Source organism: Curtobacterium sp. WHRI 8282, from assembly GCF_040223925.2.
Classification (GTDB): domain Bacteria; phylum Actinomycetota; class Actinomycetes; order Actinomycetales; family Microbacteriaceae; genus Curtobacterium; species Curtobacterium flaccumfaciens.
Window position 1 is genome coordinate 485,815 of sequence record NZ_JBEHCD020000003.1, and the last position, 22,005, is coordinate 507,819.

A 22,005-nucleotide genomic window follows, 5' to 3' on the forward strand; every position below is an offset into this window, starting at 1 on the left:
GCCGTCGCGCCCGGCGCCGGCCGGGTTCAGAGCGAACGCACCCAGTTGGAGAGCAGGCGGATGCCCGGCTCGCCGGACTTCTCGGGGTGGAACTGCGTGGCGGTGAGCGGCCCGTTCTCGACCGCGGCGATGAACGGCTGCCCGTGCTCCGCCCAGGTCAGACGGGGCGCACGGAACGGCCCGTAGGCCTCGAGCGGGAAGTCGGTCACGCCGTAGGAGTGCACGAAGTAGAAACGCTCGTCGTGCAGCCCGTCGAACAGCACGGAGTCCTCGGGGGCCTGCACGGTGTTCCAGCCCATGTGCGGCAGCACCTCGGCCTGGATCTCCTGCACGGTACCGGGCCACTGGCCGAGCCCTTCGACGTCGGCACCACGCTCGATGCCGCGCGAGAACAGGACCTGCATGCCGACGCAGATACCGAGCACGGGTCGCCCGCCGGCCAGACGGTGGTCGACGATCTCACCACCCTGCACGCCCTCGAGCTGGTCGATCACGGCGGCGAACGCCCCGACACCGGGGACGAGCAGGCCGTCTGCCTTGAGCGCCGCCTGCTTGTCGGAGGTCAGCGTGACCTCGGCCCCGGCGCGCTCGAGCGCCTTGGCGGCGGAGTGGACGTTGCCCGACCCGTAGTCGAGGACGACGACGTTCGGCTTGGCGGCGGTCACAGGGCGCCCTTCGTCGAGGGGATGCCGTCGACGCGCGGGTCCAGTTCGACCGCCTTGCGCATGGCTCGGGCGAACGCCTTGAACTCGGCTTCGGCGATGTGGTGGGGGTCGCGGCCCTCGAGCACGCGGACGTGGACGGTGATGCCGGCGTTGAACGTGATCGCCTCGAACACGTGGCGGACCATCGAGCCGGTGAAGTGGCCGCCGATGCGGTGGAACTCGAAGCCCGCGGGCTCGCCGGAGTGCACGAGGAACGGACGCCCGGAGACGTCGACGACGGCCTGGGCCAGCGCTTCGTCGAGCGGCACGAGGGCGTCGCCGTACCGGCCGATGCCGGAGCGGTCCCCGAGGGCCTGCTTGATCGCCTGTCCGAGCACGATGCCGGTGTCCTCGACCGTGTGGTGCACGTCGATGTCGGTGTCGCCCGTCGAGCGCACCCGCAGGTCGATCAGGGAGTGCTTGCTGAACGCGGTCAGCATGTGGTCGAAGAACGGGACGGAGGTCGAGATCGACGAGGTCCCGGTGCCGTCCAGGTCGAGCTCGAGTTCGACACTCGATTCGCTCGTCGAACGGCTGATCGAGGCGGTGCGGGCGGTCATGCCTCAACCCTAACCGGCGGCTGCTCGGCGGCGACCTGCCGCATGGCGTCGAGGAACGCGGTCGTCTCGGCCTCGGTTCCCGCGCTCACCCGCAGGTGGTTCGGGATCCCGAGGTCACGCACGATGACGTCACGCTCGAGCAGCGCCTCGAACGCGGCGTTCGGGTCGGCGACACCACCGAACAGGACGAAGTTCGACCAGGTCTCGTAGGTGCGGTACCCCATGGCCTGGAGCTCGGTGACCATGCGGTCGCGCTGCCCCTTGATGTCGTCGACCATCGCCAGCATCTCGGGGGCGTGCCGGAGTGCCGCGATCGCCGCGGCCTGGGTCAGCGCGGACAGGTGGTACGGCAGCCGGACCAGCCGGACGGCGTCGACGACGGCGGGGTGCGCGGCCATGTACCCGACCCGGGCGCCGGCGAACGCGAACGCCTTGCTCATGGTGCGGGAGACCACGAGGCGCTCACGACCGGGCAGCAGCGTGAGCGCGCTCGGAGCGTCGGACGGCATGAACTCGGCGTACGCCTCGTCCACCATCACGATGCCGTCGGTCGCGTCGTAGGCGGCCGCGATCGTCTCGATGTCGAGCGGGGTGCCCGTCGGGTTGTTCGGCCCGCACAGGAACACGATGTCCGGCTGGTGCGCACGGATGGCCGCCACGACGGTCTCGGGCGAGATGCGGAACTCGTCGTCCCGCTGGGCCGGGATCCACGTGGTGCCGGTGCCCGACGCGAGGATCGAGTGCATCGAGTAGGTGGGCGGGAACCCGAGCACCGAGCGACCGGGCCCACCGAACGCCTGGAGGAGCTGCTGCAACACCTCGTTGGACCCGTTCGCCGCCCAGAGCTGCTCGGCGGTCAGGTCGTGCCCGAGGTAGTCGGCAAGTGACTGCCGGAGCTCGGTGAACTCGCGGTCCGGGTACCGGTTGACCGTCAGCAGGGCCTGCCGGATCGACTCGACGATGTCGGCAGCGACGTCGTCCGGAACGGGATGCGTGTTCTCGTTGACGTTGAGCTGCACACGGACGTGCTTCTGCGGGGCGCCGTAGGGGCTCTGCCCGCGCAGGTCGTCTCGGATCGGGAGGTCTTCGAGCGTGAATGCCACCGATCCATCGTAGGCCGCTGTCACCGTGCGACGACCAGCCGTCCGGACGGCGCTGCCCGAGTGACTACTCGCCGTCGGTGTACTTGGTGGGGATGGCGATCTCTTCGCCGGCCTGCAGCGCGGAGCCGTCGAGCGCGTTGAGGCTCACGACGTCCTGCACGAAGTCACGCGGGTCCGAGTCGGGAGCCGTCTGCTCGGCGAGCTGCCAGAGCGTCTCGCCCGGCTGGATCGTCACGGTCTCGAACTGGGTGCGGGCGCCGCCGGCCGTGGCGTCGCCGGCGGAGGCCTGTCCACCGTTCAGCACGCCGAGCGCGACGACGATGAGGAGCGGGAGCGCGGCGAGCGTCGTGAAGACGATGCGGCCGCGACGCGTCAGACGCAGGCGGGTACGCACGGCGGGCGCCGCGGTGCGCTGGATGTCAGCGATGGCGATGGTGCTCATGTCGTTCTTGCCTTCCCGTTCGGTGGAACCGAAGTCGTGTACCGAACATAGTTTCGAATCAGACGACGCACAAGTCCTGGGAGGGGATTTCTGCGGGGTTTTCTTGCGACACGCTCGAACAGGTGTTTGTCCGGCCCTGGCTGGTCGGATACTGTTTCGATCGACTGGGACAAGCCTGACGGGGACCACCGACATTCCCGCCGCGGCCGGACCGGCACCGACGAAAGCGAGACGACGTGGTGGACGAACTGCGGGGCCAGAAGCCGCTGACGCCGAAGCAGCAGGCGATCTTCGACGCGATACGTGCGTCGATCGCCTCACGGGGCTACCCGCCGAGCATGCGCGAGATCGGCGACGCCGCCGGACTCTCCTCGCTCTCCAGCGTCTCCCACCAGCTCGGCCAGCTCGAGCTCGGGGGCTGGATCCGGCGCGACCCGAACCGTCCGCGCGCGCTCGAGGTCCTGGTCGACGAGCCGTCGTCCGACGTCGGCGGCCCGGACATCGACGCCACCACGCTCGTGCCGCTCGTCGGCCGGATCGCCGCCGGTGTCCCGATCACCGCCGAGCAGCACGTCGACGAGATCATCCCGCTCCCCCGACAGCTCGTCGGCACCGGCGAGCTCTTCATGCTCAAGGTCGTCGGCGAGTCGATGATCGACGCCGCGATCTGCGACGGCGACTGGGTCGTCGTGCGGTCGCAGCAGACCGCCGAGAACGGTGACATCGTCGCGGCCATGCTCGACGAAGAGGCGACGGTCAAGGTCTTCCGCCAGCGCGACGGTCACACCTGGCTGCTGCCGCGCAACTCCGCCTTCGAGCCGATCCTCGGCGACGCCGCCTCGGTCCTCGGCAAGGTCGTCGCGGTCCTCCGCTCCCTCTGACCGCGACCCGCGACCCGCGCTGCACCGACGCGAGACGCCGTCGTCCCCGTACGACGTCCCCTGCACGACGAAACGCCGCCGGATTCGGCGGCGTTTCGCGTGTTCCGGGGTGTCTCGGTGACGCGACGGCGTCCGGCTTACTCGTGACGGGCCTCCAGGCCGCGCGGCAGCGCTCTCCGGCGCCCGCCGGAGCCGGGCGTCAGACCGTCGGGACCGGCGTGACCACGTAGGGCTCGAGCTCGGCGACCTGCCGCTGGAAGACGCGCACCCGCAGGCGCGTGCCGTCCTCGACGTAGTAGACGGACTCGACCGAACCGGTGTCGTGCAGCGACGACACCAGGTCGCCGCGGTCGTACGGCACCACGATCGTCAGGTCGACGTCGGGCTCGGGCAGGCGATCCTCGATGACGCTGAGGAGCTCCGGGATGCCCTCGCCGGTGCGTGCCGACACGAACACCGCGTCCGGCACGAGTCCGATGAGCACCAGACGCTGCGCGTCGTCGATCAGGTCGGCCTTGTTGAAGACGACGATCTCCGGGATATCACCCGCACCGACGTCGCCGATGACCTCGCGCACGGTGGACAGCTGCGCCCCGGGGTCGGGGTGCGAGCCGTCGACCACGTGCACGATGACGTCGGCGTCGCCGACCTCTTCGAGGGTGGAGCGGAAGGCCTCGACGAGCTGGTGCGGCAGGTTGCGTACGAAGCCGACCGTGTCGACGAACGTGAACTCCCGGCCCTTGGCGCTCTCGGTCCGACGGACGGTGGCGTCCAGCGTCGCGAACAGCTGGTTTTGCACGAGCACACCCGCGCTCGTGAGCCGGTTCAACAGGGACGACTTGCCGGCGTTGGTGTAGCCCGCGATCGCGACGCTCGGCACCTCGTTGCGGTTGCGCTCGGCACGCTTGGCCTCACGGGCCGGGGTGAACCCGGCGATCTGCCGGCGGAGCTTCGCCATCCGCGTGTGGATCTTGCGGCGGTCGAGCTCCATCTTCGTCTCGCCGGGGCCACGAGAGCCCATGCCCGCACCCCCGGAGACCTGGCCACCGGCCTGCCGGGACATCGAGTCACCCCAACCGCGCAGTCGCGGCAGCAGGTACTGCAGCTGGGCGAGTTCGACCTGCGCCTTGCCCTCGCGGGTCTTCGCGTGCTGGCTGAAGATGTCGAGGATCACGGCCGTGCGGTCGATGACCTTCACCTTCACGACGTCCTCGAGCGCACGACGCTGCGAGGGTGCGAGTTCGGTGTCGGCGATCACCGTGTCGGCGCCGGTGGCCTTGACGACCATCGCGAGCTCCTGGGCTTTGCCCTTGCCCAGGTAGGTTGCCGGGTCCGGGTTCGGCCGACGCTGCAGGAGCCCGTCGAGCACCACGGCGCCCGCGGTCTCGGCGAGTGCCGCGAGCTCGCGGAGGGAGTTCTCGGCGTCCGAGGCGTCGCCCTGGGGGTATACGCCGATGAGGACGACCTGCTCGAGCCGCAGCTGGCGGTACTCGACCTCGGTGACGTCCTCGAGTTCGGTGGAGAGGCCGGCGACACGGCGCAGCGCCGCACGGTCCTCACGGTCGTACTGGTCGCCGTCGCCGCTCCAGCTGCGGTCGTCGACCGACTGCGTCTGGATGGCCTGAGCGGGTGCGAAGATGGATGATGCTGCGCGGTGGTCTGCGTTGCGCAACACCCTCTCGACGACACCGTCTGCGCTGTCGTCGTTGGTCTGGTGGTTCTGCTGATGGGTATCCGTCATCCTGTGCACAGGCTACCTCCGCAGGCCCTCCGACACACTCGGTTGCCGGTACGGTTCATCCATGGCGAACGACCACTACTTCTCGGCCAGCCCCGAGAGCGAACTCCGGCCGCGCCAGGTGCACGTCACGCTCGCCGGTCAGCCCCTCACCCTGTCGACCGCGGCTGGGGTCTTCAGCCCCGACGGCGTCGACCGCGGCACGAAGGTCCTGCTCGGTTCGGTGCCGGCACCGGCTGCCGACGGTGCCCTGCTCGACATCGGCTGCGGCTGGGGCCCGATCGCGATCACCATGGCCCTGCAGTCCCCCGACGCCCACGTGTGGGGCGTCGACGTCAACGAGCGCGTGCTCGGGCTCGCGCGCGCCAACGCGGCTGCTGCCGGGGCGTCGAACGTCACGATCGCCCTGCCCGACGACGTGCCGGCCGACCTGCGCTTCCGCACGATCTGGTCGAACCCGCCGATCCGTGTCGGCAAGGACGAACTGCACCAGATCCTGCTGACGTGGCTGCCCCGGCTCGAGGTCGGGGGCGACGCCTGGCTCGTCGTGTCGAAGGACCTCGGGGGCGACTCGCTGCAGAAGTGGCTCGTCGGCGCGCTCGGTTCGGGGTTCGCGGTCACCCGCGAGTCGACGGCCAAGGGCTTCCGCGTCATCCGGGTGCGCCGCAGCGCGTAGCGCGTAGCGCGTAGCGCAGCGCGCAGCGCGCAGCGCAGCGCGCGAGCGCGCACCGCGCGAGCGCGCACATCGTGAGCAGAAATGGTCGGGTCGCCGCTGGGCACCCGACCATTTCCGCTCACGAAGCGCAACGGGGCGAAGCGCAACGGGGCGAAGCGCGCCCGCGCACCGCGCACCGCGCGCCCGCGCCCCGCGGGCGCGTCAGACCGTCAGGTCGCCCGAGAACACGAGTTCGGCGGGCCCGGACAGCGACACGTGCTCGCCGTCCTCGGTCGCCGTCATCCGCACCGTCAGCAGCCCGCCCGGCACTCGCACACGCCAGGTGTCCGGCGCCCCCGCACCGACCCAGTAACGCGTGGCGAGGGCTGCCGCGACGGCCCCGGTGCCGCACGAGAGCGTCTCACCGCTCCCCCGCTCGTGCACCCGCATCGTGATCTCGCCGACGCCGTCCTTGATGAGGGGGTCGCCAGGCAGCACGAACTCGACGTTCGCACCGTGCTCCGGTGCCGGGTCGAGCACCGGCAGGAAGGTCAGGTCGAGGTCGGCCAGTTCGTCCTCGGTCTCGACGGCGACGACCACGTGCGGGTTGCCCACGTCGATGCCGATGCCGGGCCGCGCCCCGTCGAGGTTCTTGGCTCGCACGAGCACGTCGTCGGAACCACCGCCCTCGATGCCCAGGCCCCAGCGGCCGAGGTCGGCGGCGAACCCGTTCGTGGTGCGCTGGATGTCGACCAGCCCCTTGCGGCTGCCGACGGTGAGCGTCTCGCCGGGAGCGAGCTCGACCAGGCCGGACTCGGTCAGGTACCGGGCGAACACGCGGATGCCGTTGCCGCACATCTCCGCGACCGTGCCGTCGGCGTTGTGGTAGTCCATGAACCAGGTCGCCTCGGGCTCGACGGCCACGAGCGCACGCCCCTCGGGGATCGCCTCGGACCGCACCGCCCGGATCACGCCGTCGCCGCCCACGCCGAAGCGTCGGTCTGCGATGGCGCGGATCCGCTCGGGGGTCAGGTCGACGATGGCGTCGGGGTCGGCGAACAGGACGAAGTCGTTGCCGGTCCCCTGGCCCTTGGTGAAGTGCAGCTCGGTCACGGCACGATCCTACGGGCCAGTTCCGACAGGTCGCCGCGGTCCGCCCCCGTGACGTCGAGCGTCTCGGCATCGTCGTACCGGCGGAACCACGACACCTGCCGCCGGGCGTACTTCCGGGTCGCGATGCCGGTCGCCTCGACCGCTTGCTCGCGGGTCGACGTGCCGGCGAGCACCTCGAGCGCCTGCGAGTACCCGATGGCGCCCCGCGCGGTCCTGCCCTGCTCGAGTCCCTGCTCGCGGAGGGCCGCGACCTCGTCGACGAGTCCGGCCTCGAACATCCGCGCGGCCCGCTCGTGCAGCGCCGACACGAGCTGCTCGCGGTCACGCCGCAGGTGCAGGATCCGGGACGGTCGCCAGGCGCGGGGCGCGGCCGGGAGGCTCGGGGTCACGACCTCGGATCTACTCGCGATCTCGAGTGCTCGGATCAACCGCCGTGGGTTGCGTGCGTCGATCGTCGCGGCGGCCGCCGGGTCGAGGGCGCGGAGTCGCTCGAGCAGGATGCCCGGGCCGAGCTCCTCGTGCTCGCGCTCGAGCTGCGCACGGAGCGCGGGGTCGGTGCCCGGGAACGCCAGGTCGAACAGCACCGCGGAGACGTAGAGGCCGCTGCCGCCGACGAGGATGGCCACGCCACCGTCGGCCTGGATCCGGTCGACGTCGGCCCGGGCGGCGACCTGGTACGCGGCGACGCTCGCCTCGTCGGTGACGTCGAGCACGTCGAGCTCGTGGTGCGGGATGCCGCGCCGTTCGGGCAACGGGAGCTTCGCGGTACCGATGTCCATGCCCCGGTACAGCTGCATGGCATCCGCGTTGATGATCTCCGCGGGGCGGTCGGCAGCGCGCAGCCGCTCCGCGATCGCGATGCCGAGGTCGGACTTCCCGGTGCCCGTCGCCCCGACCACCGCGATCAGGTCGGCAGTGGCAGCCGCAGTGGCACCGGCACCGGCGGGCGGCAGGTCAGCGCCCGACACGGAGCGTGGGCAGCCCGAGCGAGACCGGACGGGGCCCGTCGCCGGCGGCGGCAGCGGGCGTGGGCACGCCGCAGCTCTCGGCCTGCGCGCGGTCCCAGGCGTCACCGGCCCGGGTGCGTCGGATGCGCAGCGGAGCGTCGTCGTCGGCGAGCAGGAAGTGCGGTGCAGCGCGGGTGATGTCCACGGTGACCACGTCGCCCGGGCGCGGGACCTCGGACCCGGAGGGCACGGTGAAGTGCACGAGCCGGGAGTCCTCCGCGCGACCGGAGAGCCGGCGGGTGGCGTCGTCCTTGCGGCCCTCACCGGAGGCGACGAGCACCTCGACACTCCGGCCGACCTGCAGCGCGTTCTCTTCCGCGGTGATGCGTTCCTGCAGGGCGACGAGTCGCTCGTAGCGCTCCTGCACGATGTGCTTCGGCAGCTGGTCGTCCATCGTCGCCGCCGGCGTGCCCGGACGGATCGAGTACTGGAACGTGAACGCCGAGGCGAACCGCACCTGCTCGACGACGCGCAGGGTGTCCTCGAAGTCGGCGTCGGTCTCGCCGGGGAACCCGACGATGATGTCGGTGGAGATCGCCGCGTTCGGGATCTTCGCGCGGACGCGGTCGAGGATGCCGAGGAACCGCTCGCTGCGGTAGCTCCGGCGCATGGCCTTGAGCACCCGGTCGGAACCCGACTGCAGCGGCATGTGCAGCTGGGGCATCACGTTCGGGGTCTCGGCCATCGCGTCGATGACGTCGTCGGTGAAGGCCGCCGGGTGCGGGCTCGTGAAGCGGACGCGCTCGAGCCCCTCGATGGCCCCGGTGGCCCGCAGCAGCTTGCCGAACGCCTGTCGGTCGCCGAACTCGACCCCGTAGGAGTTCACGTTCTGCCCGAGCAGCGTGACCTCGATCGCGCCGTCGTCGACGAGCGCCTGGATCTCTGCCAGGACGTCACCGGGACGGCGGTCCTTCTCCTTGCCGCGGAGCGAGGGGACGATGCAGAACGTGCAGGTGTTGTTGCAGCCGACCGAGATCGAGACCCACCCGCTGTGGGTCGAGTCGCGCTTGGTGGGCAGCGTCGACGGGAAGACGTCGAGTGCCTCGAGGATCTCGATCTGCGCCTCGTCGTTGTGCCGCGCCCGCTCGAGCAGGGTCGGCAGGGACCCCATGTTGTGCGTGCCGAAGACGACGTCGACCCACGGCGCCTTCTCGAGGATGACGTTCTTGTCCTTCTGGGCCAGACACCCACCGACGGCGATCTGCATGCCGGGGTGCTCGCGCTTGATCCCCGCGAGCTGCCCGAGGTTGCCGTAGAGACGGTTGTCCGCGTTCTCGCGCACCGCGCAGGTGTTGATGACGACGACGTCGGCCTGCGCACCGTCCGCCGCGGTGTAGCCCGCGGCCTGCAACGACCCGCTCAACCGCTCGGAGTCGTGCACGTTCATCTGGCACCCGTAGGTGCGGACTTCGTAGGTGCGGGGGCGCGCTTCGACGGTGGCCATGGTCGTTCCAGTGTAGGTCGGAGCGACTACTCGAACCGGACGGTCCCGCGGCCGGGTTGCGGTCGCTTTCCGCCACCGTCGAGGGCACGTGCCACAGCGATCCGGACGACGCCGGAGCTGTAGCCCTTGCGCATCAGGAAGCCGGACAGCCGGCGTTCCGCAGTGGCGCGGTCGAGCCCGCGCATCTGCGGCGCCCGCTTGTCGGCGAGTTCCTGCGCACGGAGGAACTCGTCGTCCTCGTCGTCGGCGGCTTCGTCGAGTGCGGTGTCGATCGCCACCTGGTCGATCCCACGGCGACGGAGCTCCGTCACGACACCCTGTCGACCGAGACCCTTGCGGGCGTGCAGTCGGTCCACCAGGTCGGTGGCGAGGGCGACGTCGTCGAGGAGCCCGACACGGGTCAACCGTTCGATCTCGTGCTCGACCACGTCGGGGTCGAGGTCCTGCTGCAGCAGCAGGGTCCGCATCTCGGACTCGCTCACGCCCTTGCGGCCGAGCGCGCGCAGGCTGATCCGTTCGGCATCCGCCCGCTGTTCGTCGAGCGGACGCGGTGCGTCAGCCGGGTCGATCTCCTCGCCGCCGGCGATGGAGAACACCGACGCGGTGGTGGCATCAGCGGTCTCGGCGTCGTAGCCGTCCTGCTCCGCACGGCTCGAGCGCCCGCTGCCGTCGCCGATCACGGGCGACACCCACGCCGCCGGCCCCCGGGCACCGTGCAGGGGCACCGGCGAATCGGCGTCGAACGATGCGGGGAACTCGTCCGCCCGGCCTTCGTCGGACTCGGGCAGGGCCCAGCCGTCGGAGTCGCGCGGTTCGTCCGGTGACACCGGAGGCTCGGGGATGGCGGGCATCACCGGCGTGACAGGAGCGCGACGACGCGACCTCGCACCGAACAGGTCGGTGACCGGTGCGAGGCCGTCGTCGTCGTGGTCGGTGCTCACGCGCCCTTGCGCTCCGCGAGCTTCGGCGCGATCGACTCGACCGAGGCATCTTCGGCCTTGGCGCCGCCGACGCCGAGCTTGGCGAGGATCTTGCCTTCGATGTCGGCAGCGATCTCGGGGTTCTGGATCAGGAAGGAACGCGAGTTCTCCTTGCCCTGCCCGAGCTGGTCGCCGTCGTAGGTGTACCAGGCACCCGACTTCTTGACGATGCCGTGGTCGACTCCGAAGTCGAGCAGCGAGCCTTCGCGCGAGATGCCGACGCCGTACAGGATGTCGAACTCGGCCTGCTTGAAGGGCGGCGCCATCTTGTTCTTGACGACCTTGACGCGCGTGCGGTTGCCCACCGCGTCGGTGCCGCTCTTGAGCGTCTCGATGCGACGGATGTCGAGGCGGACGGACGCGTAGAACTTCAGCGCCTTACCGCCCGAGGTAGTTTCGGGCGAACCGAAGAACACGCCGATCTTCTCGCGCAGCTGGTTGATGAAGATCATCGTGGTCTGCGTCTGGTTCAGGCCACCGGCGAGCTTTCGCAGGGCCTGGGACATGAGGCGGGCCTGCAGACCGACGTGCGAGTCGCCCATCTCGCCCTCGATCTCGGCACGGGGCACGAGGGCCGCGACGGAGTCGATGACGATGAGGTCGATGGAGCCGGAGCGGACCAGCATGTCCGCGATCTCGAGCGCCTGCTCGGCGGTGTCGGGCTGCGACACGAGCAGGGCGTCGATGTCGACACCGAGCTTCTTGGCGTACTCGGGGTCGAGCGCGTGCTCGGCGTCGATGAAGGCCGCGATGCCACCGGCGCGCTGGGCGTTGGCGATGGCGTGGATGGTGAGGGTCGTCTTACCCGACGACTCCGGGCCGTAGATCTCGACGATGCGGCCACGGGGCAGGCCACCGATGCCGAGCGCGACGTCCAGCGCCACCGACCCGGTCTGGATGACGTTGACGGGGGCGCGTTCGTCCGAACCGAGGCGCATGATCGCACCCTTGCCGAACTGCCTGTCGATCTGTGCGAGTGCGGTCTCGAGGGCCTTCTCGCGGTCTGCCGGTGATGGCATGGGGTGCTCCTTCGTGCTCGTGTTCGGCCGCCTGTAGGCTGTCGCGTCCACGCCGGCCGATGGTGCAAGGCCGATGGTTCTGCGACAAGGCTTCGGGCTGTTCCCGATGTCCATCAACCTATGGCGAGCCACCGACATCACTGCCGACGGTCACGCGATCTGTGGATGGAACACCCGGGCGACGCCGCTGTGGAGGAAGCTACCACCGATCGAACACGCGTTCGAGCAACACGCCGAACACAGTTTCGGGTGCGCTTCCCCGCGAACCGGCTCAGTCCTGGGGTTCGGCCAGGCCCTTGCCGTGCCGACGGTCCATCGGGACGTCCTGCGAGTCGCACAGGGCGTCCCACACCCGGCGGGCGTCGACACCGGCGGCGAGGGCGTCCACGGCGGAGCGACCGCCGAGCCCTTCGAGCACGACGTCACGGGTGACCACGGAACCGTAGGCCTCACCGAACACCTGGTCGACGGCTCGCCAGAACTCACTCACGCGCATCCGACCAGCCTAGGCGCGTGGTCGCGGGCCGGAACGCAGAACGCCCCCGCCGGGAAGGACCGGCGAGGGCGTTCGGTGCGATGCGCTCAGCGCACCGCGAGGTCGTTGTCGAACTCGGCGACGAGGTCGTCCGGGAGCGTGTCGGGGACGGGGGTCAGCCCCTCGACGATCGCGAGGCGGTCGCCCACTTCGCGCATGATGGTCGAGATGGGCGTGTCCAGAGCATCCGCGACGGACGCGAGGATCTCCGAGCTGGCTTCCTTCTGCCCACGCTCGACCTCACTGAGGTACCCGAGCGCGACACTGGCCTTGGACGCGACCTGACGGAGGGTCCGGCCCTTCTGCAAGCGGAAGTCCCGGAGCACATCGCCGATTTCCTGACGAACGAGAACCATGAGAACTCCTCCTCTCTGTCGTCTCCGCGCCCGCTCGGTCCGGTGGATCGAGTTCGGGTTCAGCAACAATAGCGTTGCCGGTTGCAGCATGTTAGCCAGGCTGGCTGCCGTACTGCTGGAGATTTCGTGAGATGTAACCCAGTGGAAACGGGACCTATTCCCGGCCCCGGACCTCGGACGACATCCGTGCAAGGAGTTCGGAGACGGTGGCGTGCCGGATTGCCCCTCGGTCACCGTCGAGGTGCAGCTCGAAGGCCTCTGCCCCCGCGGCGGAGGCGATCCCCAGGTACACGGTGCCGACGGGCTTGCCGTCCTGCGGATCCGGGCCGGCGACGCCGGTCGTGCTGATCCCCCACGTCGCGGGTTCCCCGTCGACGGACAGCGCGATCCGGACACCGGCGGCCATCTGCCGGGCGACCTCGGGGTGCACGGCGCCCTCGGCCTCGAGCAGCTCTGCCGAGACCCCGAGCACCGAGTGCTTCACGGGCGTCGCGTAGGCCACGACGCCACCGCGGACGACGGCACTCGCGCCCGGCACGTCGACGAGGGTCGCTACCACGAGGCCGCCGGTCAGCGACTCCGCCACGGCGAGGGTCTCGCCCCGCGCCGTCAGTTCGGCGATGAGTCCCGGTGCGACCGGGACGGGAGGCGCGGCCTGCGTCGAGCGGTCGGGTCCGGTCATGCGGTGGTGCGGTTGTGCTTCCATGCCTGCCAGAGGTAGTCGATCCCGCTCAGGATCGTTGCCAGGAACGCGGCCGTCATCAGGACGCCGTTGACCCAGTGCGCCCAGTCGCCGACCAGGTTCCACCACGGGAACAGCGCCGCCGTCAGGGCGACGGCCTGCAGCACGGTCTTGATCTTGCCGCCGCGGCTCGCCGGGATCACCCGGTCGGAGAGCACCGCGAACCGGAAGACCGTGATGCCGATCTCGCGCACCATGATCAGCACGGTCACGTACCAGGGCAGCTCGGCCAGGATCGACAGCGCGACGAGCGCACCGCCGATGAGCACCTTGTCGGCGATCGGGTCCACGAGCTTGCCGAAGTCCGTGACCAGGTTCTGCCGACGGGCGATGATGCCGTCGGCGCTGTCCGTGACGATCGCCACGACGAAGACGACCGCGGCCCAGATGCGCAGGGGTCCGTCGTTGCCGGCGTCGGCGAGCAGCAGGACGAAGAACAGCGGCGCCATCAGGATGCGCACCACCGTGATGATGTTCGCGACGTTCGCGGTCGACGCCGGGCCAGGGCCCTTGCGCAGCAGCCGCCCGCGCCACGGGAACCGTGCGCCGTGCGTGGTGTTCGTGCTGTCCGAGGCGGTCATCGCCGTCACTCCCTGCCCGTCAGTCCCCACGCGTCCTCATCGGGCTCGTCGTGGACTTCATCGTACCCGCGGGTCATGTCCCCGACGGGGTCTGCTCCGTAGCGGTCACCGTCGCCGGACGGCGTCGGGGCCGGCGCTGCCGGAGCGGCCGCGGCGGGCGGCTCCTCGCCGCGGAGCTTCGCGAGCACCGCGGGCAGCTGGTCGGCGGTCACCAGGACGTCGCGGGCCTTCGAACCCTCGGACGGCCCGACGATGTCGCGCGACTCCATCAGGTCCATCAGACGACCGGCCTTGGCGAAGCCGACGCGGAGCTTCCGCTGCAGCATCGACGTCGAACCGAACTGGGTCGACACGACCTGCTCGACGGCCGCGAGCAGCAGTTCGAGGTCGTCGCCGATGTCGGCGTCGATCTCCTTGCGCTCGACCACGGCCTGGACGTCCTGGCGGTACTCGGGCTGCGCCTGCCGCGTGACGTGCTGGACGACCTCGGCGACCTCGCCCTCCTGCACCCATGCACCCTGCACGCGGAGCGACTTGGACGAACCCATCGGCAGGAAGAGCGCGTCGCCCTGACCGATGAGCTTGTCGGCGCCGGGCTGGTCGAGGATGACGCGAGAGTCCGTGACGCTCGTCACCGCGAAGGCGATGCGCGACGGCACGTTCGCCTTGATCAGGCCGGTGATGACGTCGACCGAGGGGCGCTGCGTCGCGAGCACCAGGTGGATGCCGGCGGCACGGGCGAGCTGGGTGATGCGGACGATCGACTCCTCGACGTCACGCGGTGCCACGAGCATGAGGTCGGCGAGCTCGTCGACGACGACGAGCAGGTACGGGTACGGCTTGAGCTTCCGCTCGCTGCCCGCCGGCAGGACGATCTCGTTGTTCTCGATCGCCTTGTTGAAGTCGTCGACGTGGCGGAACCCGAACGACGCCAGGTCGTCGTACCGCATGTCCATCTCCTTCACGACCCACTGCAGCGCTTCGGCCGCCTTCTTCGGGTTCGTGATGATGGGTGTGATGAGGTGCGGGACACCGGCGTAGATGGAGAGCTCGACGCGCTTCGGGTCGACCAGGACCATGCGGACCTCGGAGGGCTTCGCACGCATCAGCAGCGACGTGATCATCGAGTTGATGAACACCGACTTGCCGGAACCGGTGGAGCCGGCGACGAGCAGGTGCGGCATCTTCGCCAGGTTCGCGACGACGAAGCCGCCCTCGACGTCCTTGCCGACGCCGATCGTCATCGGGTGCTTCGACTTGCGGGCGGCGTTCGAGCGCAGCACGTCACCGAGCGAGACGATCTCGCGGTCGGTGTTCGGGATCTCGACACCGATGGCACTCTTGCCCGGGATCGGCGACAGGATGCGGACCTCGTTCGAGGCGACCGCGTACGACAGGTTCTTCGACAGGGCCGTGACGCGCTCGACCTTGACGCCGGGGCCGAGCTCGATCTCGTACCGGGTCACCGTCGGCCCGCGGGAGAACCCGGTGACCTTCGCGTCGACCTTGAACTCGGTGAGCACCCCGGTGATGGCGGCGACGATGTCGTCGTTCGCCTGGCTCCGCGCCACCGAGGGGGTTCCGGAGCTCAGCGTCGTGGCGGCGGGCAGTCGGTAGGGCTTCGACGGATCGTCGTCGGAACCGGCGGCGGCCGCGCTCAGCTCGGCGGCGGCGTCGATGTCCTCGGGCTCGTCGACGATCTCGGGCTCGGACAGCACCTCGGGCACCGCGGGACGGATGTCGGCCGTCGGCTCCGGCCGCGCGGGGACGTCGGTGCCGAACGCGCGGAGCGCCTGCTCGGCGTCCTGCAGGTCCTGCTCGACGGAGTCGTTGAGGTTGACGGACGCGGGCTCGACCGGCGTGAGGTCGACGAGCCCGGCGGCGGCACCGGCGTTCGGGCTCACGGCGGGGGCAGCGGGCACGACGGGCGCAGCTGGTGCGACGGCAGCGGCAGCCGGGGCGACCCCGGTGGCCGGCGGCAGCACCGGACTGTCGTACGCCGGGTCCTCTTCGCGCCCGGACTTGTTCCGGCGCCACCACGGCACGTTGTCGCCACCGGCTTCGGCGTCGGCAGCGGCCTGCTCGTCACCGAACCCGAGGTCGTCGAACAGCTGGAAGTCGGCGTCGCCCTTCTTGCCGCGCTTCGACGTGCGGGCGCGGGCGGCGGGCTCCGCCGCAGCGGCGGCGTCGACCTCGGGCTCGGCTGCGGGGGCCGGGGCGCCGAACAAGTAGGCGTAGAGCTCGTGCAGGCGTCGCCCGAGCTTGTTCGGCGGCGTCTTGGTGATGATGAAGAGCGAGAGCACGAGCAGCACGATCGCCACCGGGACCGCCACCCAGGCGGTCGCGATCGTGACGAGCCAGCCGATGACCACCCAGCCCAGCACCCCACCGGCGGCGGCCAGCGCGGGCATGCCGTCGGCCGCGCTCGGTCGGCCACCGAAGACGTGGCAGAGCGAGGCGATGGACACGATCAGGATGCCCAGGCCGATGCCGATCCGGGTGTTGTCGTGCACCGAGGCCGGGTGCCGGAACAGCCACCCGGCGAACACGATCATGATGACGGGCAGGGCGAACGCCAGGCGGCCGAACAGCCCACCGAACGTGTACGCGTCGAGTGCGACGGAGACGCTGTTGGTCGGGTTGAGCCACTCGACGACCCCGCCGGCGATGGCCAGCAGGAACAGCAGGAACGGGAACCCGTCGCGCCGCTGGTCCTTCTCGAGGGTCTCCTTGCCGAGCAGCCGGAACATCGCGCCGACGCCGTGCGCCATCGCGAGCCAGAAGGTCACGAGCGGGTTCTGCTCGCGGAACACCGGCGTGGGCGCAGCCTGCGGCAGCTTCTTCGTCGTGGCCTGGGTGCGCGACGAACCGCGCGTCCCGTTGCCACGGGACGACGTGGACGCGCGCGAGCGCGTGGTCGACTTGGTGCCTCCGGCCATGGGCAGAACCCTAACGCCCGCTCAGGACAAACGCAGGAAGGCCCGCCGCAGCGTCCGTGACGGACGCTGGACGGGCCTCCAGAGCGGGGACGGACGCTACGCCTCGATGACCACCGGGACGATCATCGGACGACGACGGTGCTTCGTGTTCACCCAGCGACCGACCGTGCGACGGACGACCTGCGCGAAGGCGTGCGAGTCGCGCGTGCCGTTCGCAGCAGCCTCGGAGATCGCCTTGGCGATCTGCGGGCGGACGTCGTCGAACACCGAGTCGTCCTCGGCGAAGCCACGCGACTGGATCTCCGGGCCGATCACGCACTGCCCGGTGGTGAAGTCCACCGCGCAGAAGATCGAGATGAAGCCCTCTTCCGCCAGGACGCGGCGGTCCTTCAGGTCGGCGTCGGTGATCTCGCCGACGGTGGAGCCGTCGACGTAGACGTAGCCGATGTCGAGCTGACCGGCGACCGTCGCGACGCCGTCCTTCAGGTCGACGACGATGCCGTCCTGCCCGAGGATCACGTTGCGCGGCGGGACACCCGTCTGGATCGCCAGGTCGGCGTTCGCGTACAGGTGGCGGTGCTCGCCGTGGACGGGGAGCACGTTGCGCGGCCGCAGGATGTTGTAGCAGTAGAGCAGCTCGCCGGCGGAGGCGTGTCCGGAGACGTGCACCTTCGCGTTGCCCTTGTGCACGACCTTCGCACCGAGCTTGGTCAGCCCGTCGATGACGCGGTACACGGCGTTCTCGTTGCCCGGGATGAGCGACGACGCGAGGATGACGGTGTCGCCCTCGCCGATCTCGATCTGGTGCTCGAGGTTCGCCATGCGGGCCAGGACGGCCATCGGCTCACCCTGCGACCCGGTCGACATGTAGACGATCTGGTCGTCGGGGACGTTCTTCGCCTTCTTCGTGTCGATGAGCACGTTCTCCGGCACCCGCAGGTACCCGAGGTCGGCGGCGATCGTCATGTTGCGGATCATCGAGCGCCCCATGAACGCGACCTTGCGGTTCGCGGCCGCGGCGGCGTCGAGGACCTGCTGCACGCGGTGCACGTGCGACGAGAAGCTCGCCACGACGACCTTCTTGCGGGCGCGCATGATGATGTTCTCGAGCACCGGGCCGATGTCGCGCTCCGGAGCGGTGAAGCCCGGCACGTCGGCGTTCGTGGAGTCCGGCAGGAACAGGTCCACGCCGGCCTCGCCCAGACGGGCGAACGCACGGAGGTCGGTGATGCGGTCGTCCAGCGGGAGCTGGTCCATCTTGAAGTCACCCGTGTGCAGCACACGACCGGCGGGGGTCGTGATCGCGACGGCGAGCGCGTCCGGGATGGAGTGGTTCACGGCGACGAACTCGAGGTGGAACGGACCGATCTGCTCGGTCTGGTCCTCGGCCACGACGAGCGTGTACGGCTTGATCCGGTGTTCCTTGAGCTTCGCCTCGACCAGCGCGAGGGTCAGCGTGGAGCCGATCAGCGGGATGTCGTCGCGGAGCTTGAGCAGGTACGGGACGGCGCCGATGTGGTCTTCGTGGCCGTGCGTGAGCACGACACCGAGGACGTCGTCGAGGCGGTCACGGATCGGCGAGAAGTCCGGCAGGATCAGGTCGACACCGGGCTGGTGCTCCTCGGGGAACAGCACGCCGGCGTCGACGATGAGCAGCTTGCCCTCGTACTCGTAGACGGTCATGTTGCGACCGATCTCGCCGAGGCCCCCGATGGGGACGACGCGGAGGGTGCCGGCTTCGAGCGGCTGCGGTTCGGAGATCTGTGTGGGCATTCGGTCCTACGGATTCGGGCGACGCGCGTGCTGCGCGCCGCGGTGTTCGCTAGCGGGTGGTGCCTGGCACCTTCGGTAGTGCACCGCCGGCCGCCGCGTTGCGGTCGGGGCGGAAGTTCGAGAAGTCGGCGCCGGGCACGTCGCGCACGGCTTCGAGGGAGGTCTCGATGGCGTACGCCTCGGAGTCCTCGGGGCCGACGAGCGGCAGTCGGACGCGCGGGCTGCCGATGCGGCCGAGCCCGTGCAGGATGTACTTCGCGGCCACGGTACCCGGAACGTGCGTCATCACGGCGCGGACGAGCGGCTCGAGTCGCTTGTGCTCGGCCGTCGCGGTGGCCAGGTCGCCCCGGTTCACGGCGTCGACGATGGTGCGGTACGGCGCGCTCGTGATGTTCGCGGTCACGCCGATCAGGCCCGTGGCACCGATCGACAGGTGCGGGAGCACGTTCGTGTCGTCGCCGGAGAAGTACATGAGGTCGGTGTTGTTCAGCACCCGCGAGACCTCGGCGAAGTCGCCCTTGGCGTCCTTCACGGCGAGGATGTTCGGGTGCTTCGACGCACGCAGGATCGTGTCGTACGTGATCGGGATGCCGGTGCGGCCCGGGATGTCGTACAGGATCACCGGCAGGTCGGTGGCGTCCGCGATCATCCGGAAGTGGGTGAGGACACCCGACTGCGTCGGCTTGTTGTAGTACGGCGTGACGATCATCACGCCGTCCGCGCCGGCCTTCTCGCTCTGCTTGTACAGGTGGATCGCGTGCGCGGTCTCGTTCGAGCCACCGCCCGTGATGATCTTCGCGCGGCCGGCGGCGACGGACTTGCCGACCTCGACCAGACGGAGCTTCTCCGGGTCGGTCAGCGTCGACGTCTCGCCGGTCGTGCCGGTGACGACGATGCCGTCGGCGCCGGCGGTGATGCAGTCGTCGATGTGCTGCTCGACGCCGGGCCAGTCGACCTCGCCGTCGGCCGTGAACGGGGTCACGAGGGCGACGAGGACCTGACCGAAGGGATTCTCACGCGGGGACACGGGCACCAGCGTACCGGGGATGCGCGCGAGGACCGCCGTCCGTGTGGACGGTGGACCGCCTGCGGCGCGGCCGGGAGGCCCGGATCACGTCCGTCCCGCCGGTCACGCCCGCCGACACCGGGCACTCAGGCGCGGCGCTGCCACTCCAGGAACCGGTAGCGGGTGCCCGTGCGGGACTCCTGCCAGGGGCCCTCGTCGGCGAGCGTCCAGCCGGCAGCCTCGCCGAGCGTGGGTGCGACGGTGTCCCCCGCCACGTCGACGTCGATCAGGGTCTCGGAGACGTGGTCGGCCGCGTCGAGTGCGGCGTCGTACACCTGGCCGCCGCCGATGACCCAGACGGTCTCGTCGGTGTCGAGGGCGGCCTGCAGGTCGTGCACGACCTCGGCGCCGTCGGCCGTCCACGTCGCGTCACGCGTGAGCACGACGTTGCGGCGACCGGGCAGCGGCCGGAAGCGCTCGGGCAGGGACTCCCAGGTGCGTCGGCCCATCAGCACGGTCGCGTCGCCGGTGACCTGCTTGAAGTGCGCCAGGTCCTCGGGCACGTGCCAGGGCATGCCGCCGTCGGCACCGATGACACCGGTGGTCGAGCGGGCCCAGACCATGCCGATCATCAGACGGCGACCGCGGCCTTGATCGCCGGGTGGTGCTCGTAGCCGACGACGGTGAAGTCCTCGTACTCGTAGTCGTCGATCGAGTCGCGCGGTGCGAGTTCGAGCGTCGGCATCGGGTACGCCGTGCGGGACAGCTGCTCCTCGACCTGTTCGACGTGGTTGTCGTAGATGTGGCAGTCACCGCCGGTCCAGACGAAGTCGCCGACCTCGAGCCCGGTCTGCGCCGCGATCATGTGGGTCAGCAGCGCGTACGAGGCGATGTTGAACGGGACGCCGAGGAACATGTCCGCGCTCCGCTGGTAGAGCTGGCACGAGAGCTTGCCGTCGTTGACGTAGAACTGGAAGAACGCGTGGCACGGGGCGAGCGCCATGTCCGGCACGTCGGCGACGTTCCACGCCGAGACGATGAGCCGGCGGCTGTCCGGGTTGGTCGTGATCTGCTCGATGACCTGGGCGATCTGGTCGACGTGCTCACCCGAGGGGGTGGGCCACGAGCGCCACTGCACGCCGTACACCGGGCCGAGGTCGCCGTCGGCGTCCGCCCACTCGTTCCAGATCCGGACACCGTGCTCCTGCAGCCAGGTCGCGTTGCCCTCGCCACGGAGGAACCAGAGGAGCTCGTACGCGACCGACTTGAAGTGCACGCGCTTCGTGCTGACGAGGGGGAACCCCTTCGACAGGTCGTAGCGGAGCTGCGCACCGAACAGGCTGCGGGTGCCGGTGCCGGTGCGGTCGCCCTTCGGCGAACCCTCGGTCAGGACCCGGCGGAGCAGGTCTTCGTAGGGGGTCGGGACGGAGGCGTCGGGCTGTACGGTCTCGCTGTCGGTCACACACAGAAGCCTACGTCGGTGTGAGTAGCGTTGCGGGCATGCCCGACACGACGGAACAACCGCTCTCGATCCTGGTGGCCGGCTCGTCCGGGTTCATCGGGACGCCCCTCGTCCGCGCCCTGCGCGAGGCGGGGCACCACGTCACCACGCTCGTCCGCCGCGAAGCGCGCACCGCGACCGAGTTCCGCTGGGCGCCGGGGCGGCGTCCGCTCGACCCGGCGATCCTCGACGGCGCCGACGTGGTGATCAACCTGGCTGGCGCGAACATCGGCAAGCTGCCGTGGACGGACGCCTACCGCGAGGAGATCCGCAGCTCGCGCATCGACGCCACCGACACCCTGGTCGAGGCGATGCGGCACGCCGCCACTCCCCCGGCGCTGTTCCTGTCGGGCTCGGCCTCGGGCGTGTACGGCGACCGTCCGGCCGACGTGCTGCAGGACGACGCCACCCCGGGCACGGGCTTCCTCGCCGACGTCTGCACCGCGTGGGAGGCAGCCGCGAACGCCGCTCCCGCCGGGGTGCGCGTCGTCACGCTCCGTACCGGCATCGTCATCGGCAAGGGCGGCGGTGCACTCGCGCCGCTCGTCCCGCTGACCAAGCTCGGCGTCGGCAGCCGGCTGGGCACCGGTGGCCAGCACTGGCCGTGGATCGCGCTCGAGGACGAGGTGGGCGCGATCGTGCACCTGGCGACCGCGGCACCGGAGGTCTCCGGCCCGGTGAACCTGGCGGGCCCCGAGCCCGTCGTCGCCGACCGCATCACGAAGCACGTCGCCGAGGTCCTGCACCGCCCGTACCTGTTCCGGATCCCCGAGTTCGCGCTGCGCCTGGCGCTGCGGGACGCCGCCGACGACATGCTCCTGTCGAGCCAGCGGATGGTCCCGACGAAGCTGCTCGAGTCCGGCTACACGTTCCGGTACACGCAGGCGGCGGACGCGATCGACGCCGTCTTCTGATCCGCCTCCGGC

22 protein-coding genes are annotated in these 22,005 nt (G+C 70.3%); 3 read left to right on the plus strand and 19 right to left on the minus strand.

Translation table 11 applies throughout. The features are described from left to right. Positions 1–26: 26 nt before the first annotated feature. The 4 genes from hisH to ABRP24_RS13205 form a co-directional block, all read right to left on the minus strand. Positions 27–665, minus strand: a complete 639-nt coding sequence (hisH, locus tag ABRP24_RS13190; protein WP_071405609.1) for an imidazole glycerol phosphate synthase subunit HisH — start codon at positions 663–665, stop codon at positions 27–29. Beyond that, positions 662–1,264 (minus strand): imidazoleglycerol-phosphate dehydratase HisB, encoded by a 603-nt coding sequence (hisB, locus tag ABRP24_RS13195; RefSeq protein ID WP_027464776.1) that lies wholly within the window; start codon positions 1,262–1,264, stop codon positions 662–664. The genes hisH and hisB overlap by 4 nt, the downstream gene beginning before the upstream one ends. Further along, positions 1,261–2,367, minus strand: coding sequence for a histidinol-phosphate transaminase (locus ABRP24_RS13200; protein WP_027464775.1), 1,107 nt, complete (start codon positions 2,365–2,367; stop codon positions 1,261–1,263). The genes hisB and ABRP24_RS13200 overlap by 4 nt, the downstream gene beginning before the upstream one ends. Before the next feature lie 64 nt (positions 2,368–2,431). Further along, a complete protein-coding gene (locus ABRP24_RS13205; protein ID WP_110859282.1) occupies positions 2,432–2,809 on the minus strand; it encodes a LysM peptidoglycan-binding domain-containing protein in 378 nt (125 codons plus the stop codon). Between the two features lie 236 nt (positions 2,810–3,045). On the opposite strand from ABRP24_RS13205, the gene lexA reads away from it, so the two are divergent. After that, a complete protein-coding gene (lexA, locus tag ABRP24_RS13210) occupies positions 3,046–3,690 on the plus strand; it encodes a transcriptional repressor LexA (protein ID WP_027464773.1) in 645 nt (214 codons plus the stop codon). A 199-nt stretch (positions 3,691–3,889) separates the two neighbouring features. Here the strand turns inward: lexA and hflX are convergent, their stop codons facing one another. Beyond that, positions 3,890–5,431 (minus strand): GTPase HflX, encoded by a 1,542-nt coding sequence (gene hflX / locus ABRP24_RS13215; RefSeq protein WP_349847834.1) that lies wholly within the window; start codon positions 5,429–5,431, stop codon positions 3,890–3,892. Between the two features lie 61 nt (positions 5,432–5,492). On the opposite strand from hflX, the gene ABRP24_RS13220 reads away from it, so the two are divergent. Then, positions 5,493–6,104 (plus strand): methyltransferase, encoded by a 612-nt coding sequence (locus ABRP24_RS13220; RefSeq protein WP_349847835.1) that lies wholly within the window; start codon positions 5,493–5,495, stop codon positions 6,102–6,104. A 201-nt stretch (positions 6,105–6,305) separates the two neighbouring features. Here the strand turns inward: ABRP24_RS13220 and dapF are convergent, their stop codons facing one another. The 14 genes from dapF to ABRP24_RS13290 form a co-directional block, all read right to left on the minus strand. Further along, a complete protein-coding gene (gene dapF / locus ABRP24_RS13225) occupies positions 6,306–7,196 on the minus strand; it encodes a diaminopimelate epimerase (protein WP_349847836.1) in 891 nt (296 codons plus the stop codon). Then, positions 7,193–8,164 carry a tRNA (adenosine(37)-N6)-dimethylallyltransferase MiaA gene (miaA, locus tag ABRP24_RS13230; RefSeq protein ID WP_349847837.1) on the minus strand — a complete coding sequence of 324 codons (972 nt, stop codon included), beginning with the start codon at positions 8,162–8,164 and terminating at the stop codon, positions 7,193–7,195. The genes dapF and miaA overlap by 4 nt, the downstream gene beginning before the upstream one ends. Next, positions 8,151–9,647, minus strand: a complete 1,497-nt coding sequence (gene miaB, locus ABRP24_RS13235) for a tRNA (N6-isopentenyl adenosine(37)-C2)-methylthiotransferase MiaB (protein WP_349847838.1) — start codon at positions 9,645–9,647, stop codon at positions 8,151–8,153. The genes miaA and miaB overlap by 14 nt, the downstream gene beginning before the upstream one ends. A gap of 26 nt (positions 9,648–9,673) precedes the next feature. Then, on the minus strand, positions 9,674–10,588 hold the full coding sequence (locus tag ABRP24_RS13240) for a regulatory protein RecX (RefSeq protein ID WP_071244996.1): 915 nt from the start codon (positions 10,586–10,588) through the stop codon (positions 9,674–9,676). Further along, entirely contained in the window at positions 10,585–11,646 is a 1,062-nt protein-coding gene (gene recA, locus ABRP24_RS13245) for a recombinase RecA (RefSeq protein ID WP_349847839.1), read from the minus strand. Before recA ends, ABRP24_RS13240 begins: the two co-directional genes overlap by 4 nt. A gap of 271 nt (positions 11,647–11,917) precedes the next feature. After that, entirely contained in the window at positions 11,918–12,142 is a 225-nt protein-coding gene (locus tag ABRP24_RS13250; protein ID WP_027464766.1) for a DUF3046 domain-containing protein, read from the minus strand. Between the two features lie 86 nt (positions 12,143–12,228). Beyond that, positions 12,229–12,537: a helix-turn-helix domain-containing protein gene (locus tag ABRP24_RS13255; RefSeq protein ID WP_027464765.1), complete on the minus strand. Its 309-nt coding sequence runs from the start codon at positions 12,535–12,537 to the stop codon at positions 12,229–12,231. A gap of 154 nt (positions 12,538–12,691) precedes the next feature. Beyond that, positions 12,692–13,219 (minus strand): CinA family protein, encoded by a 528-nt coding sequence (locus ABRP24_RS13260; protein ID WP_214524023.1) that lies wholly within the window; start codon positions 13,217–13,219, stop codon positions 12,692–12,694. Continuing rightward, entirely contained in the window at positions 13,216–13,860 is a 645-nt protein-coding gene (gene pgsA, locus ABRP24_RS13265) for a CDP-diacylglycerol--glycerol-3-phosphate 3-phosphatidyltransferase (protein ID WP_176708450.1), read from the minus strand. Before pgsA ends, ABRP24_RS13260 begins: the two co-directional genes overlap by 4 nt. A gap of 5 nt (positions 13,861–13,865) precedes the next feature. Further along, on the minus strand, positions 13,866–16,799 hold the full coding sequence (locus ABRP24_RS13270; protein WP_349847840.1) for a DNA translocase FtsK: 2,934 nt from the start codon (positions 16,797–16,799) through the stop codon (positions 13,866–13,868). Between the two features lie 96 nt (positions 16,800–16,895). After that, entirely contained in the window at positions 16,896–18,572 is a 1,677-nt protein-coding gene (locus ABRP24_RS13275) for a ribonuclease J (protein ID WP_027464761.1), read from the minus strand. A gap of 49 nt (positions 18,573–18,621) precedes the next feature. Then, positions 18,622–19,599 (minus strand): 4-hydroxy-tetrahydrodipicolinate synthase, encoded by a 978-nt coding sequence (gene dapA, locus ABRP24_RS13280; protein WP_017885921.1) that lies wholly within the window; start codon positions 19,597–19,599, stop codon positions 18,622–18,624. Positions 19,600–19,724: 125 nt separating this feature from the next. Next, on the minus strand, positions 19,725–20,210 hold the full coding sequence (locus ABRP24_RS13285; protein ID WP_035807690.1) for a dihydrofolate reductase: 486 nt from the start codon (positions 20,208–20,210) through the stop codon (positions 19,725–19,727). After that, positions 20,210–21,040, minus strand: coding sequence for a thymidylate synthase (locus tag ABRP24_RS13290; protein ID WP_035807687.1), 831 nt, complete (start codon positions 21,038–21,040; stop codon positions 20,210–20,212). The genes ABRP24_RS13285 and ABRP24_RS13290 overlap by 1 nt, the downstream gene beginning before the upstream one ends. Positions 21,041–21,078: 38 nt before the next feature. On the opposite strand from ABRP24_RS13290, the gene ABRP24_RS13295 reads away from it, so the two are divergent. After that, positions 21,079–21,993 carry a TIGR01777 family oxidoreductase gene (locus tag ABRP24_RS13295; protein WP_349847841.1) on the plus strand — a complete coding sequence of 305 codons (915 nt, stop codon included), beginning with the start codon at positions 21,079–21,081 and terminating at the stop codon, positions 21,991–21,993. Positions 21,994–22,005 lie beyond the last annotated feature (12 nt).

Coding starts and splice junctions, on each gene's coding strand:
- ABRP24_RS13285 (WP_035807690.1), bottom strand. CDS start 20,210: ATGATCGGCATGGTCTGGGCCCGCTCGACCACCGGTGTCATCGGTGCC.
- ABRP24_RS13220 (WP_349847835.1), top strand. CDS start 5,493: ATGGCGAACGACCACTACTTCTCGGCCAGCCCCGAGAGCGAACTCCGG.
- ABRP24_RS13250 (WP_027464766.1), bottom strand. CDS start 12,142: ATGCGCGTGAGTGAGTTCTGGCGAGCCGTCGACCAGGTGTTCGGTGAG.
- miaB (WP_349847838.1), bottom strand. CDS start 9,647: ATGGCCACCGTCGAAGCGCGCCCCCGCACCTACGAAGTCCGCACCTAC.
- ABRP24_RS13275 (WP_027464761.1), bottom strand. CDS start 18,572: ATGCCCACACAGATCTCCGAACCGCAGCCGCTCGAAGCCGGCACCCTC.
- pgsA (WP_176708450.1), bottom strand. CDS start 13,860: ATGACCGCCTCGGACAGCACGAACACCACGCACGGCGCACGGTTCCCG.
- ABRP24_RS13270 (WP_349847840.1), bottom strand. CDS start 16,799: ATGGCCGGAGGCACCAAGTCGACCACGCGCTCGCGCGCGTCCACGTCG.
- ABRP24_RS13205 (WP_110859282.1), bottom strand. CDS start 2,809: ATGAGCACCATCGCCATCGCTGACATCCAGCGCACCGCGGCGCCCGCC.
- ABRP24_RS13295 (WP_349847841.1), top strand. CDS start 21,079: ATGCCCGACACGACGGAACAACCGCTCTCGATCCTGGTGGCCGGCTCG.
- recA (WP_349847839.1), bottom strand. CDS start 11,646: ATGCCATCACCGGCAGACCGCGAGAAGGCCCTCGAGACCGCACTCGCA.
- ABRP24_RS13255 (WP_027464765.1), bottom strand. CDS start 12,537: ATGGTTCTCGTTCGTCAGGAAATCGGCGATGTGCTCCGGGACTTCCGC.
- hisB (WP_027464776.1), bottom strand. CDS start 1,264: ATGACCGCCCGCACCGCCTCGATCAGCCGTTCGACGAGCGAATCGAGT.
- hflX (WP_349847834.1), bottom strand. CDS start 5,431: ATGACGGATACCCATCAGCAGAACCACCAGACCAACGACGACAGCGCA.
- ABRP24_RS13260 (WP_214524023.1), bottom strand. CDS start 13,219: ATGACCGGACCCGACCGCTCGACGCAGGCCGCGCCTCCCGTCCCGGTC.